The organism is Streptomyces sp. MK37H, assembly GCF_018035285.1.
Classification (GTDB): domain Bacteria; phylum Actinomycetota; class Actinomycetes; order Streptomycetales; family Streptomycetaceae; genus Streptomyces; species Streptomyces endocoffeicus.
Map to the genome: position 1 here is coordinate 38,376 of NZ_JAAAYH010000013.1, position 16,279 is coordinate 54,654.

Annotated in this window: 1 protein-coding gene; it reads right to left on the bottom strand. The window is 72.6% G+C overall.

Going from position 1 to position 16,279, the window contains the following annotated elements:
- Positions 1-12: 12 nt before the first annotated feature.
- The coding region (locus GWI24_RS03740) for a type I polyketide synthase (RefSeq protein WP_210944461.1) at positions 13-16,279 on the bottom strand (16,267 nt) is incomplete at its 5' end.

Below are 16,279 nucleotides of genomic sequence, written 5' to 3' on the forward strand. Positions count from 1 at the left end.
CAGCTCACCACGTCAGGACATTCCGAATTCGTCGTCGATGAGTTTGAAAATCTCGTCGGCGGTGGCCGATTCGATCTCGCTGTCGTCGTCCATGTCGTCGTCCGGCGCCGTAGCGGTGCCGGACACCTGCCCGGTGCCGCCCGCGGACCACTTGGCCACCAGACCCTGGAGCCGCGCCATGATCTGGGCGTGCGTCTCGATGTCGGAGTCGAGCGCCGACAGGGTGGATTCCAGCCGGTCGAGCTCTCCGAAGACGGGCTCGGTCGCGGGCCCGTCCGCGGGAGTGACCTCTTCCCGCAGGAATCGTCCGAGCGACGCCGGGGTCGGGTAGTCGAACACCAGGGTCGCCGGCAGCCGCGTTCCGGTGATCGCGTTGAGCCGGTTGCGCAGCTCGACGGCCGACAGGGAGTCGAAGCCCAGGTCCTTGAAGGCGTGTCCGGGTTCGATCGCCTGCCCCGACGCGTAGCCGAGGACGACGGCCACCTGGTCGCACACCAGGTCCACCAGGATGCGCTCGCGCTCCGTCTCGGACTTCCCGGCCAGGTGCTGCTTGAGCGCGGTGGCCGGGTCGGCCGTGGTGCTCGCGGCGCCCGACTCGGCGGTCCTGCGGGCGGGTGCCCGCACCAGTCCGCGCAGCAGCGCGGGTACCGGCTCGCCCACCGACGCCATGTCCATCGTCATGGGCACCAGGACGGCCCCGTCGAGATCGCGGGTCGCGTCGAACAGCGCGAGCCCGGCCTCGGGGGTGAGGGCGACCATGCCGGTCCTGGTCATGCGGGTGACGTCGGCGTCGGCCAGCTCGGTGGTCATGCCGCCGTCCTGTGTCCACGGACCCCAGACGAGCGAGGCCGCGGGAAGCCCCTCGGCCCTGCGGTGCTGGGCCAGGGCGTCCATGAACGCGTTGCCCGCCGCGTAGTTGGCCTGTCCTGCGCCGCCGAAGGTACCGGAGACGGAGGAGAACAGGATGAAGGCGGAGAGGTCGAGATCGCGTGTGAGTTCGTGGAGGTGCAGCGCGGCGTCCACCTTCGGACGCAGCACCTTGTCCACCCGCTCCGGCGTCAGCGACTCCACCACACCGTCATCCAGCACACCCGCCGCGTGCACCACGGCCGACAGCGGACGCCCCGAACCGATCCCCTTCAACAGACTCTCCACCGAGGCACGATCGGCGACATCACACGCCACCGCCTCCGCCTCGGCACCCAGCCCCGCCAGCTCCGCCACCAACTCCGCCGCACCCGGCGCCTCCGCACCACGACGACTCGTCAGCACCAACCGCTCGACACCGTGCTCCACCACCAGATGACGGGCCAAGAGCGCACCCAGACCACCCGTACCACCCGTGATCAACACCGTGCCCGGGCCGTCCAGCGTCCTCGGCATGGTCAGCGCCACCTTGCCGGTGTGGCGGGCCTGGCTGATGAAGCGGAAGGCGTCGGGCGCCCTGCGGACATCCCAGGTGCGCACCGGCAGCGGCCGCAGCACCCCGCGCTCGAACAGCGAGATCAGGTCGTTCCACATCTCGTGGATGCGGTCGGGGCCCGCCTCGATGAGGTCGAACGCCTGGTAGGAGACGCCGGTGTACTCGGCGGCCACCTCTTCCGGGTTCCTGATGTCGGTCTTGCCCATCTCCAGGAACCAGCCGCCGCGCGGCAGCAGTCGCAGACCCGCGTCCACGAACTCCCGCGCCAGCGAGTCGAGCACCACGTCCATGCCGCGCCCGCCGGTCACATCGAGGAAGCGCTTCTCGAAGTCCAGGGTCCGAGACGACGCGATGTGGTCGTCGTCCAGGCCCAGCGACCGCAGGGTGTCCCACTTGCCCTCGCTCGCCGTGCCGAACACCTCGGCGCCGAAGTGCCGCGCCAGCTGGAGCGTGGCCATGCCCACACCGCCGGCCGCCGAGTGCACCAGCACCGACTGGCCCTTCTTCAGGTCCGCCAGGTCCCTCATGGCGTAGTAGGCGGTCAGGAACACGATGGGGGTGGAGGCGGCCTGCTCGAACGTCCAGTCCTGCGGGACCCGGGCGACGACGCGCGAGTCGGTGATGGCGACCGGGCCGAACGACCCGCTGAAGATGCCCATCACCTTGTCGCCGGGCACGAGGTCCCTGACCGCGGAGCCGACCTCGGTCACCACACCGGCACCTTCGCCACCGAGCGGCCCGGCCTCCCCGGGGTACATCCCCAGGGCGTTGAGCACATCGCGGAAGTTCAGGCCCGCGGCGCGCAGCGCCACCCTGATCTCGGTCGCGCCCAGTTCCTCCGTGGCGTCGGGGCAGGGCAGCAGCGCCAGGTTCTCCAAAGTCCCCTTGGCGTGCATGTCCAGCCGCCATTCGCGCACCCCGGCGGGCGGCAGCAGCGCGGTGCCCGAGGAGACCCGGGCCATGCGCTGGCCGAGCACCGTGCCCTCGCGGACCACGGCCTGCGGCTCGTCGGTGGCGAGCACCGAGGGCAGCATCGCCTTGGACGCCTCGTCCTCGTCCAGGTCGACCAGGACGAAGCAGTTCGGGTTCTCCGACTGCGCGGACCGCACCATGCCCCACAGGGGTGCGTGGATCAGGTCCGGGGTCTCGTCGCGCTCCTCGGGCGCCATGGCGCCCGAGGTCACGAAGACCAGCCGGGAGGAGGCGAACCTGCGGTCGCCGAGCCAGCCCTGGATCATGCCGAGCGTGTGGTGCGTCACCGCGTGGATGGCGCCCGCCGGCTCCAGGCCCCGCTTGGCCTTGCCCTTGGCCTTGCTCTTCGCCTTGCTCTTGGGCTTGCCCTGGGCCGCCTCGTCGTCGAGGCCCGGTGCGTAGGACACCAGTACGGCCTCCGGGGCGGCGGCGCCACCGTCGATCGCGGCACTCAGGGCGTCGAGATCGGCGTAGGCGGTCACCTCGGCTCCGGCGATCGCGCCGGCGGCCAGTCCGTAGTGGTCGGTGCCCACCACGGCCCAGCGCGCCGTGGCCGCCTCGGCCGCGGCGATGGCCGGTACGGGGGTCCAGTCCAGCGTGAACAGCGAGTCGCGGAACGCCGATGTCCTGGCCGTGTCGATGTGATCCACCGACACCGGGCGCAGCACGAGGGATTCGATCGACGCCACCGGGCGGCCGGTTCCATCGGCCACCGCGAGGGCGATGGAGTCCGGTCCCAGCTGGGTGAGCCGCACCCGCAGCGTGGACGCGCCACCGGCGTGGAGCGACACCCCGCTCCAGGAGAACGGGAGCCGGGAGAGGCCGACGTCCTCCAGGGCGACGAAGGTCACCGCCTGCACGGCGGCGTCCAGCAGCGCCGGGTGGAGGCCGAAGTCGGCCGCGTCCGACGCGTGCTCCTCACCGAGCCCGACCTCGACGTAGACGTCGTCGCCGGAGCGCCAGGCGGCCCGCAGGCCCTGGAACACCGGGCCGTAGGCGAAGCCGGAGGCGGCGAAGCGCTCGTAGAAGTCGCTGATGTCCAGGGCTTCCGCGTCCGCCGGGGGCCATGCGGCCAGGTCGAACGACGGCTCGGGGCCGGTCGGGGCCAGCGCACCGGCCGCGTGCTGTGTCCACGGCTCGTCCGAGGACGCGTCGGCCGGGCGGGAGTACAGGCTGAGCGAGCGGTGGCCCGTCTCGTCCGTGTCACCCACCCAGAGCTGCACCTGGACCGGTTCGTGTTCGGGCAGGACCATCGGGGTGGCCAGGGTGACCTCCTCGACCCGGCCGCAGCCGACCTGGTCGGCGGCGCGGATGGCCAGCTCGAGGAATCCGGTCCCGGGGAACAGGGCCGCGCCGGCGATCGCGTGGTCGGCCAGCCACGGCTGGCTCTGCACCGACAGCCTGCTGGTGAACAGGAATCCGTCGCGGCCCGCGAGCTCGACTCCGGCACCCAGCAGCGGGTGGTTGGGAGAGCTGAGCCCGACGGAGGAGATGTCCCCGGTCATGGGGCCGCCGGCCTTCGGCCAGTAGCGCTGCCGCTGGAAGGCGTAGGTGGGCAGCTCCACCCGCCGGACGTCGAGCCCGGCGAACGCCGTCGACCAGTTCACGGTGGTGCCGTGGACGTGGAGTTCGGCCAGCGCCGTGGTCAGCGCCTGGGCCTCGGGGCGGTTCTTGCGCAGCGCGGGGACGAGGGTGAAGGCGTCTCCGGCCTCGTCGGCCGTCACGCAGTCCTGGGCCATCGCGGTGAGCACACCGTCGGGACCGACCTCGAGGAACGAGGTCACCCCGAGCTTCTCCAGGGCCCGTACGCCGTCGGCGAACCGGACCGCCTCCCGCACATGCCGCACCCAGTACTCCGGAGAGCACATCTCGGCCGCGCCCGCCGACGCACCCGTGAGGTTGGAGACCAGCGAGATCGACGGTGCCTTGAAGGACAGGCCGGAGACGACGTCACGGAAGTCGTCCAGCATCGCGTCCATGCGGGGCGAGTGGAAGGCGTGGCTGACCCGCAGGCGGCGGGTCTTGCGGCCTTGCTCGGCCCAGTCCTCGGCGATCTCCAGCGCCGCCGCCTCATCGCCCGCGATGACCACGGCCGTGGGGCCGTTGACCGCCGCGATGCTCACCTCGGCCTCCCGCCCGGCAAGCGACAGAGCCATTTCCTCCTCGGATGCCTGCACCGCGACCATCGCGCCGCCTTCCGGCAGCGCCTGCATCAACCGGCCACGCGCCGCGATGAGCGTGCACGCGTCCTCCAGCGAGAGCACCCCGGCCACATGGGCCGCGGCCACCTCGCCCACGGAGTGGCCGATGAGCACGTCCGGGGTGACACCCCAGTGCTCCAGCAGCCGGAACAGCGCCACCTCGATGGCGAACAGGGCGGGCTGGGTGAACGCCGTCTGGTTCAGCAGCTCGGCGTCCGCACTGCCCTCGGCCGCGAACATCACATCCCGCAGCGGCCGGTCCAGCAGCACATCCAGGTACGCGCACACCTCGTCCAGAGCGCGGGCGAACACCGGGAAGCCGTCGTACAGCTCCCGTCCCATGCCCGGACGCTGCGCGCCCTGGCCCGAGAAGAGGAACGCCGTCTTGCCGGCCGTGCCCACGGATCCCTGGATGACTCCGGGGGCCGTGGCACCGGAGGCGATGGCCTCCAGACCGCTCAGCAGCCCGTCCCGGTCGCCGCTCATGAGTACGGCGCGGTGGTCGAAGACGGACCGGGTGGCCGCCAGCGAGTGGCCCACGTCGTTCAGATCGAGGTCGGGGTGGGCCGCCACGTAGTCGTACAGGCTCCTGGCCTGGGCGCGCAGCGCCTCGGCACCCTTGCCGGCGATCGTCCAGGGGAGCGTTTCCGAACCGGTCGAGGGAGTCTCGTCCGTACGGACCCGCTCCACCGCCTCCGGCTCCGGGGCCTGCTCGATGATGGTGTGGGCGTTGGTGCCGCTGATGCCGAACGAGGAGATACCCGCCCGGCGCGGCTCGCCGTCCTCCGGCCACGCGGTCGGCGCGGTCAGCAGCCGGACCTGGCCCGCCGTCCAGTCCACATGCGGCGTGGGCTCATTGACGTGGAGCGTCCGCGGCAGCACGCCCTCACGCATGGCCATCACCATCTTGATGACACCGGCCACACCGGCTGCCGCCTGTGTGTGCCCGATGTTGGACTTGATGGAGCCCAGCCACAGCGGCTGGCCGTCCTGCCGCCCCTGGCCGTAGGTGGCCAGCAGCGCCTGCGCCTCGATCGGGTCACCGAGCCTGGTGCCGGTGCCGTGTGCCTCGACCGCCTGCACCTGGTGGGCGGCGAGGTCGGCGCTGGCCAGCGCCTGGCGGATCACCCGCTGCTGCGACGGGCCGTTGGGCGCCGTCAGACCGTTGGACGCGCCGTCCTGGTTGACGGCGGAGCCGCGCACGATCGCCATCACCGGGTGGCCGTTGCGCCGCGCGTCGGACAGCCGCTCGAGCAGCAGCACACCGACGCCCTCGGCCCAGCCCGTTCCGTCGGCCGAGGCCGCGAACGCCTTGCACCGACCGTCCGACGACAGCCCCTTCTGGCGGCTGAAGTCCACGAACGAGCCCGGGGTGGACATGATCGTGACACCGCCGGCCAGCGCCAGCGAGCATTCGCCCTGGCGCAGCGACTGCACGGCCATGTGCAGCGCCACCAGCGACGAGGAGCATGCCGTGTCCACCGTGACGGCCGGTCCTTCGAGGCCGAAGGTGTAGGAGACACGACCCGAGACGACGCTGCCCGCGTTGCCGGTGCCGAGGTAGCCGTCGGGTCCGCCCGGGGCGGTCAGCAGCAGGCCGATGTAGTCCTGGCCGTTGCTTCCCGCGAAGACACCGGTCCGGCTTCCCTTGAGCGACGTGGGGTCGATGCCCGCCCGCTCGAACGCCTCCCAGGAGGTCTCCAGCAGCAGCCGCTGCTGCGGGTCGATGGTCAGCGCCTCGCGCGGGGCGATCCCGAAGAACGCCGGGTCGAACTCGTCGGCGTCATAGACGAAGCCGCCGCCGCTCGCATAGCTGGTGCCCGTGTTCTCCGGGTCCGGGTTGTAGAGGTCGTCCAGGTCCCAGCCGCGGTTGGTCGGGTAGGCGCTGATCACATCGCTGCCCTCGGAGACCAGTCGCCACAGGTCCTCCGGAGTGCGCACCCCGCCGGGGAAGCGGCAGCTCATCGACACGATCGCGATCGGGTCGTCGTCCACGACCGTGCCCGTCACCACCGGCAGGTCATCGGCCGGCGCGGGCGCGGTGCCCAGCACCTCGCCGAGGATGAACCGGGCGAGCACGGTGGGCGTCGGGTAGTCGAAGGCCATCGTGACCGGCAGGTTCACACCCGCCGCCGCGCTGAGGCCGTTGCGCAGTTCCACGGCGGTCAGCGAGTCGAACCCGATGTCCCGGAAGGCCCGCTCGGGCTCCACCGCGTCGGCGCTCGGGTATCCGATCACCTCGGCGGCGTGGGACCTGACGAGGTCGAGCACCTCCGCCTCGCGTTCGACGGCCGACAGCCCTTCGAGGCGCACGGCCAGCCCGGTGAGCGCCGCGCCCAGCTCGGCCTCGGCCGCCTCCAGGGCCTCCCGCACCTCCGGCAGTTCATTCAGCAGCGGACGCGGCCGGGCCGAGGCGAAGCCGGGCGCGTAGCGCTCCCAGTCCACATCGGCGACGGTGATGTCCACCTCATCGTGGTCGAGCGCCTGCTGAAGGGCGTCGACGGCGAGTTCGGGCACCAGCGGCGGCATACCGCGCCGCTTCAGCTGGGCCGCGGTGGCGTCGTCCACCAGACCACCGCCGCCCCAGGCGCCCCACGCCACCGAGGTGGCCGTCAGCCCCTGCGCCCGGCGCTGCTGCGCCAGGGCGTCGAGGAAGGCGTTCGCGGCGGCGTAGCTGCCCTGACCGGCACCACCGACCGTTCCGGCGTAGGAGGAGAAGAGGATGAACGCGGACAGGTCCAGGTCCTGGGTGAGCTCGTGGAGGTTCACCACGGCGTCCACCTTGGGCCGGAAGACCCCCTGCGTCCTGGGGACGGTGAGGGTGTCGATGAGGCCGTCGTCCAGGACACCGGCCGCGTGCACCACCGCGGTCAGCGGGTACTCGGCGGGCAGCCCGTCGAGGAGCTCCCGCAGCGCGCCACGGTCGGCGACGTCACAGGCCGCGACGGTGACCCGCGCGCCGAGCGCGGTCAGCTCGTCCCTCAACTCGGCCGCGCCGGGGGCCTCCAGGCCGCGACGGCTGGTCAGCACCAGGTGCTCGGCGCCGCCACGGGCGAGCCAGCGGGCGAGACGGCCACCGAGTGCACCGGTACCACCGGTGATCAGGACGCTGCCGCGAGGCTCCCAGGTGCGGGCCGGCCGGGCGTCGCCCAAGGGGGCCCGGACGAGCCGTCGGGCGAAGACACCGGAGGCGCGCACCGCCACCTGGTCCTCGTCGCCCGAGCGCCCGATCAGGCCGACCAGGCGGTTCAGCGCCCGCTCGTCGAGCGCGTCCGGCGACTCGGGGAGGTCGACCAGACCGCCCCAGCGCTGTGCGTACTCCAGGCCGACCACTCGGCCCAGACCCCACACGAGGGACTGCTTGACGCTGCCGACCCGGTCGGAGCGGCCCACGGACACGGCTCCGGTGGTGGCGAGCCACAGCGGCACATCGATGTCGATGTCGCTCAGCGCCTGGACCAGGGCCACGGTGCCGGCGAAGCCGCGTGGAATGCCCGGGTGTTCGGCCGGCGCCTCCTCGTCCAGCGCGAGCAGGGAGAGCACTCCGTCGATCGCGAGCGTCCCTTCCTGCTCGTCTCCGTCCGCGGACGGAGTGCCGGGGGCAGCGGCCCGCAGGAGTTCGACCAGCGACGACCGCTCCGGCTCCGCCTCGTCCAGGTCGACCCGCACCATGCGGGCACCGTGGCGCTCCACGTCCCGCGCGATGCGCTCGGCCAGTTCACGAGCGGCGTCTACCGGCGGGACGACGACCATCCACGTACCGGTGATCGGGGCGCCCCGCTCCTGCTCGGAGCCGGACGACGGCTGGTCGATGACGGGCTTCCAGTTGATCCGGTAGCGCCAGTTGTCGACCGTCGAGCGGTCACGCCTGCCCCGCCGGTAGGACGACAGGGCGGGCAGCACCGCGCTCAGCGGCGCCTCCCCGTCGAGCTCCAGCGTCCGTGCCAGTCCCTCCAGGTCCTCGCGCTCGACGGCCTCCCAGAACCGGGCGTCCACCGCGTCGGCCTCGGATACGGGGCCGTTGCCGAGCCCACCGTCCTCGGCCGCCTGCGGCCAGTACCGCTGCCGCTGGAAGGCGTACGTCGGCAGGTCCACCTGGCGGGCCCCGTTTCCGGCGAACACCTTCCGCCAGTCGACGTCGGCCCCATTGACATGCAGTTCGGCGATCGAGGTCAGGAACCGCTCCAGGTCACCCTCGTCGCGGCGCAGTGTGCCGATGACCACGGCCTGGGCCTCAGCGGCCTCCACGGTCTGCTGGACGGGAAGGGTCAGCACGGGGTGCGGGCTCACCTCGATGAACACGCCGTGGCCGTTGTCGAGGAGGGTGCGGGTGGTGGTCTCCAGCTCGACGGTCTGCCGCAGGTTGCGGTACCAGTACTCGGCGTCCAGACCGGCGGTGTCCACCAGCTCACCGGACACCGTCGAGTAGAACGGCACCTCCGGCACGCGCGGCTCCAGGTCCGCCAGGACCTCCAGCAGCTCCTCCCGGATCGCCTCCACGTGCGCGGAGTGCGAGGCGTAGTCCACCGGAACCCGGCGAACACGGATCTCCTCACCCTCCAGCTGGGCCACCATCTCGTCCAACGCGCCCGGGTCACCCGAGACCACGACCGAGCCGGGGCCGTTGACCGCCGCGACGGATATTCCACCGTCCCAGGCGGCGATACGGTCCTTGACCTGGTCGACCGGCAGTCCGACCGACACCATGCCGCCACGACCCGCGAGACCGGCCGCGATGGCCTGCGACCGCAGGGTCACCACCTTCGCGGCGTCCTGCAGCGAGAGCGCACCGGCCACGCAGGCCGCGGCGATCTCGCCCTGGCTGTGGCCCATCACGGCGTCGGGCTCGACACCCATCGAACGCCACAGCTTCGCCAGCGACACCATCACCGCGAACAGCACCGGCTGGACGACGTCCACCCGGTCGAATCCGGGAGCGCCGTCGGCGCCACGCAGCACCTCGGTCAGCGACCAGTCCACGTAAGCCGACAGGGCCGTCTCGCACTCGGCCATCGCCTCAGCGAAGACCGGCGAGCTTTCGAGCAAGCCCACCGCCATGCCCATCCACTGCGCACCCTGACCGGGGAAGACGAACACCGAACGGCCCGGCTCCTCGACGGCGCTCGCGCGGACCACACCCGGTGCCTTCGCACCCTCGGCCACCGCCTCCAGGCGCTCGAGGAGTTCCTCTCGGCCGGTTCCGGTCACCGCGGCCCGGTACTGGAACGCGGACCTGGTCGTCGCCAGGGAGTGGGCCACATCGGCGGCACGCAGCTCCGGGCGCTCGGCCACGAACTCCCGCAGCCGGTCCGCCTGGGCCCGCACCGCGTCGTTGCTCTTGCCCGCCACGATCCACGCCACCGGACCGTCGGCCACCTCGGCCTCGGCGGTCTCGGCCGCCTCGACCTCAGGAGCCTGCTCCAGGATGGTGTGCACATTGGTGCCGCTCATGCCGAACGCCGACACACCCGCGCGTCGCGGATGCCCGGTCTCCGGCCACGGCCTGGCCTCGGCCAGCAGCTCGACGTCGCCCTCCGTCCAGTCGACGTGCGGCGAGGGCTCGTCGAGGTGCAGGGTCTTCGGCAGAACGCCGTGCCGCATGGCCATCACCATCTTGATGACGCCACCCACGCCGGCGGCCGCCTGCGAATGGCCGATGTTGGACTTGATGGCGCCCAGCCACAGCGGCTGGCCCTCGGGGCGCTCCTGACCGTAGGTGGCCAGCAGCGCCTGGGCCTCGATCGGGTCCCCCAGCGAGGTGCCCGTGCCGTGCGCCTCCACCGCGTCGACCTCGGCGGCCGACAGGCGGGCGTTCGCCAGCGCCTGCCGGATGACCCGCTGCTGCGAGGGGCCGTTGGGCGCCGTCAGGCCGTTGGACGCACCGTCCTGGTTCACCGCGCTGCCCCGCACCACGGCGAGGATCGGGTGTCCGTTGCGGCGGGCGTCCGACAGCCGCTCGAGGACGAGCATGCCGACGCCCTCGGCCCAGCTGGCGCCGTCCGCGGCGGCCGAGAACGGCTTGCTGCGGCCGTCGGAGGCGAGCGCGCGCTGGCGGCTGAACTCGACCAGCGACATCGGGGTGGACATCACCGTGACACCACCGGCGAGGGCCAGCGAGCACTCGCCCTGGCGCAGCGCCTGCCACGCCAGGTGCAGGGCGACCAGCGACGACGAGCACGCGGTGTCCACCGTCACGGCCGGGCCCTCGAGGCCCAGGGTGTAGGAGATGCGGCCGGAGAGCACGCTGGGCGAGACACCGGTGCCGATGTAGCCCTCGACGCTCTCCTGGGATCCGGCGAGGACGCCGCCGTAGTCCTGGTAGGTCACACCCGCGAAGACGCCGGTCTGACTGCCCTTCGCGGAGACCGGGTCGATACCGGCCCGCTCCAGCGCCTCCCATGAGGTCTCCAGCAGCAGTCGGTGCTGCGGGTCCATCGACAGCGCCTCACGCGGCGAGATCCCGAAGAACGCCGGGTCGAACTGGCTGGCGCCGTGCAGGAAGCCACCTTCCTGCGTGTAGCACTTGCCCGGCTCGTCCGGGTCCGGGTCGTAGAGGTTCTCCACGTCCCAGCCGCGGTCGGTCGGGAAGGGGGAGATGCCGTCCCGGCCCTCGGCCACCAGGTTCCACAGGTCCTCGGGGGTGGCCACCTCTCCGGGGTAGCGGCAGCTCATCCCCACGATCACGATCGGCTCGTCGTTGCCCGCCACCGCGACCGGCACCGGCTGCAGCGCTCCGGTCTGCGCGCCGAGCACCTCGGCACGGGCGAACTTGGCCAGTTCGGCGGGGGTCGGGTAGTCGAACACCGCGGTCGCCGGGAGGCGCAGGCCCGTGGCCTTGCTCACCCGGTTACGGAACTCGACGGCGGTCAGCGAGCTGAAGCCGATGTCCTTGAACGCCTGCGATCCCTGCACCGCGTCGGCGGAGGCATGTCCGAGCACCGCCGCGACATGGGTGCGGATCACATCGAGCATCACCCGGTCCTGCTCGGGCTCGGAGAGCCCGGTCAGCCGCTCCCGCAGCGCGGCGAGCGGTCCGGAGTCCGATCCGGCACCCCGCTTGGCGGCGCGCCGTGCGGTCTTGCGCCGACGGGCGGGCTTGGCGGGGGTTTCCTCGGCTGGGGTGTCTGTGACCACCTCGGCCGGGGTGTCGGTGGCCACCTCTGCTGAGGTGGCGGTCCCGGCCTCATCCGACGCCGGGATCTCCACCTGCTCCGTGACGACCTGGCGCAGCGTCAGCGTGTCCGCGGAGAGCACGGCTTCGCCGGCCCCGTCGACCGCGGCCAGGGAGAGGGTCTCCGGACCGGTGCGGGCGAGCCGGACGCGCAGCGCGGAGGCACCGGCGGCGTACAGCGACACCCCGGCCAGGCTGAACAGGATGCGGCCGCGCCCCACGCCGTCCAGCACTCCGAGGCCGAGCGGTTGCAGCGCCGCGTCCAGCAGGGCGGGGTGCAGCCCGAACCGCTGGGCCTCCACGACGGACTCCTCAGCCAGGCTGACCTCGGCGAACACCTCGTCATCGCGCTGCCAGACGGCTCGGAGGCCACGGAACGAGGGTCCGTAGACGAGGCCGTTGCCCGCGAGCAGCTCATACAGGCCGTCCACATCGACGCGCTCGGCGCCGGGCGGGGGCCATGCGGTGGAGTCGAAGCGCGCCGCCCCTTCGGCGGTCGCGGCATCGTCCGGCTCCGGGGCGAGCACACCGCTTGCGTGGCAGATCCACTCGTCCTCGCCCTCCGGCTCGGCCGCCCGCGAGTACATCTCCAGCGAGCGGGTGCCGGACTCGTCCTCCTCGCCGAGGACGAGCTGGATCTGGACGCCGCCCCCTCGGGGGAGGACCAGTGGCGCCTGGATGACCAGCTCTTCCACCTGGCCGAGGCCGACCTCGTCACCGGCGCGGATGGCCAGTTCGACGAGGGCCGTGGTGGCCAGGACCGCCTCGCCGCGCAGGACGTGGTCCGCCAGCCAGGGCTGGGTGTGCAGCGAGAGCGTTCCGGTGAACACCAGGCCGTCGGCGCCCGCGAGGGGGACGGCTCCGCCCAGCAGCGGGTGGTCGGCCGGGTCGAGGCCGAAGGCGGCGGCGTCTCCCGCGGAGGCGCCGGGCTCCAGCCAGTAGCGCTGGTGCTGGAACGCGTAGGTCGGCAGGTCCACGCGGCGGGCGCCGCGTCCGGCGAAGAAGGCCCGCCAGTCGACGGTTTCGCCGTGGACGTGCGTCTCGGCGAGGGCCGCGACGAGCGCCTGCGTCTCGGGGCGGTCCTTGCGCAGCACCGGAACCAGCAGGGGGGCCGGTGTGTCGTCGGCCGCGATGTCGTCGACCGGTTCGGTCAGGCAGTCCTGGGCCATCGCGGACAGCACGCCGTCGGGGCCCACCTCGATGTACGCGGTGACGCCCTGCGCTTCGAGCGCCCGCACCCCGTTGAGGAACCGGACGGTCTCCCGCACATGGCGCACCCAGTACTCCGGCGAGCACACCTCTTCGGCACCGGCCTGCTCACCCGTGACATTCGAGATGAAGGCGATGGACGGCGTCTGGAAGGACAGGCCGGAGACGACGCCGCGGAAGCCGTCCAGCATCACGTCCATGTGCGGCGAGTGGAAGGCGTGGCTGACCCGCAGCCGGCGGGTCCTGCGGCCCCGCTCCGTCCACTGTCCGGCGATCTCCACCGCCGCGGCCTCGTCGCCCGCGATGACCACCGCGGTCGGGCCGTTGACGGCGGCGATGCTCAGCTCGGCCTCACGACCGGCCAGCGACGCCGCGATCTCCTCCTCGGACGCCTCGATGGCGACCATCGCCCCACCGGCCGGCAGGGCCTGCATCAGCCGGCCACGCGCGGCCACCAGCGTGCAGGCGTCCTCGAGCGAGAACACCCCGGCCACATGGGCGGCGGCGATCTCACCGATGGAGTGGCCGATCAGCACATCCGGGGTGATGCCCCAGTGCTCGAGCAGCCGGAACAGCGCCACCTCGACGGCGAAGAGGGCGGGCTGGGTGAAGGCCGTCTGGTCGAGCAGCTCGGCGTCCGCACTGCCCTCGGCCGCGAACATCACCTCGCGCAGCGGCCGGTCGAGCACCATGTCCAGCCGTGCGCACACCTCGTCCAGGGCGCGGGCGAACACCGGGAAGGCGTCGTACAACTCCCGGCCCATGCCGAGACGCTGGGCGCCCTGACCGGTGAACAGGAACGCGGTCTTGCCGGCCGTGGCCGCCTGCCCCTGGACGACGCCTGGGGCGTCGTCGCCCGCGGCGACGGTCTCCAGGCCGCGCAGCAACGCCTCGCGGTCGGTGCCCAGCAGCACCGCGCGGTGCTCGAACACCGATCGCGTGGCGACCAGCGATTCGGCGATGTCCAGAACGCCGGACTCGGCCCCTTCGGACAGGTGGGCGCGCAACCGCTCGGCCTGGTCGCGCAGGGCTTCCGGGCTCCGGGCGGAGAGCACCCAGGGGGCCATGCCGTGGTCGTCGGCGGGGGCCGCCGGGGCGGGCTCCGCCTCGTCCGGTACGGGGGCCTGCTCGATGATGGTGTGCGCGTTGGTCCCGCTCACACCGAACGCGGAGACACCGGCCCGGCGCGGCTGCCCGGTCTCGGGCCACGCGGCGGCCTCGGTCAGCAGCCGCACCTCGCCCGCCGACCAGTCCACCTCGCGCGACGGCTCATCCACGTGCAGGGTCTGCGGCAGTACGCCGTGCCGCATCGCCATCACCATCTTGATGACGCCCGCGACACCGGCGGCGGCCTGGGTGTGGCCGATGTTCGACTTGATCGATCCGAGCCAGAGCGGCAGGTTCTCCGGACGCTCCTGGCCGTAGGTGGCCAGCAGTGCCTGGGCCTCGATCGGGTCACCCAGCGTCGTTCCGGTGCCGTGGGCCTCGATCACCTGGATGTCGGCGGCGGAGAGCCGGGCGTTGGCGAGGGCCTGGCGGATGACCCGCTGCTGTGATGGGCCGTTGGGGGCCGTCAGACCGTTGGACGCACCGTCCTGGTTGACCGCAGAGCCCCGCACGATCGCCAGCACCTGGTGACCGTTGCGCCGGGCGTCGGACAGCCGCTCGACGAGCAGCATGCCCACACCCTCCGACCAGCCCGTGCCGTCCGCCGCGTCCGCGAACGGCTTGCACCGGCCGTCGGGGGCGAGCCCGCGCTGCCGGCTGAACTCCACGAAGGCGGCGGGGTTGGTCATCACGGTGACGCCACCGGCGAGCGCCATGGAGCACTCGCCCTGGCGCAGCGCCTGCGCGGCCTGGTGCAGGGCGACCAGCGACGACGAGCACGCCGTGTCCACCGTCAGCGCGGGCCCTTCCAAACCCAGCGTGTAGGAGATGCGGCCCGACACGACGGAGGTGGCGCTGCCGGTCAGCAGCTGCCCTTCGAGCCCCTCGGGGATCTCGTGCAGCCCGGTGCCGTAGCCGGAGGTCGCGGCGCCGACGTAGACGCCGATCTGGTTGCCGCGCACGGACGCCGGGTCGATACCGGCCCGCTCGAACGCCTCCCAGGACGTCTCCAGCAGCAGTCGCTGCTGCGGATCCATGGCGAGCGCCTCACGCGGCGAGATCCCGAAGAACGCGGCGTCGAACTCGCTCGCCCCGTCGAGGAACCCACCCTCGCGGGCGTAGAAGGTGCCCAGGCGCTCCGGGTCGGGGTCGTACATCCCCTCGACGTCCCATCCGCGATCGGAGGGGAAGTCCGTGATGGCGTCCGTACCGGCCGCCACGAGGTTCCACAGCTCCTCGGGGCTGCGCACACCGCCGGGGAAGCGGCAGCTCATCCCGACGATCGCGATCGGGTCGTCGTCGACCGGGGCCGGCACCGCCGACGGCACGGCCACCGCTCCTTGCGTCCCGAGCACCTCGGCACGCAGATGGTCGGCCAGCACCGTGGCACTCGGGTAGTCGAAGACCAGCGTGGCCGGAAGCACCAGCCCGGTCTCCGCGTTCAGCCGGTTACGGAACTCCACGGCCGTGAGCGAGTCGAAACCCAGCTCCTTGAACGCACGCGCGGGCTCCACCGCCTCCGCGCCCGCGAAGCCGAGGACCGCGGCGGCGTGGGCGCGCACCAGGTCGAGGAGGGTCCGGTCGATCTCGGCCTCGGTGAGCCCCGTGAGGCGCTCCCGCAGTGCCGAGCCGGCCGAAGTGCCTTCGGCGCTTCCGGCGTTCGCCAGCGCTCGCTGGACCTCGGGCAGATCGCCGAGCAGCGGGCTGGGCCGCCCGATGGTGAACGCGGGGGCGAAACGCTCCCAGTCCACATCGGCGACCGTCACCACACCCTCGTCACCCGCGACCGCCCCCTGCAGAGCGGCGATCGCCAGGCCCGGCGCCATCGTGGGCAGACCGCGGCGCGCCAGCTGGTCGCCCTCCTCTCCTGCCGCCATGCCGCCCTCGGCCCAGGGGCCCCAGGCCACGGCGGTACCGGCGAGACCCCGCGCACGGCGGTCCTCCACCAGCGCGTCCAGGTAGGCGTTGGCCGCACCGTAGGCCGCCTGGCCACCACTGCCCCACACACCCGCGATCGAGGAGAACACCACGAACGCGTCCAGCTCACGGTCGCCGAGCAGCTCATCCAGGTTGACGGCGCCCGCCACCTTGCCGGAGACCACGGCGGCGGCGTCGGCCAGCCCGGTCTCGGCCAGCGGCCCGGCCGCGTTGGCGCCCGCCGCGTGGACCACCGCCGTCAGCGGAAGCTCCTCCGGC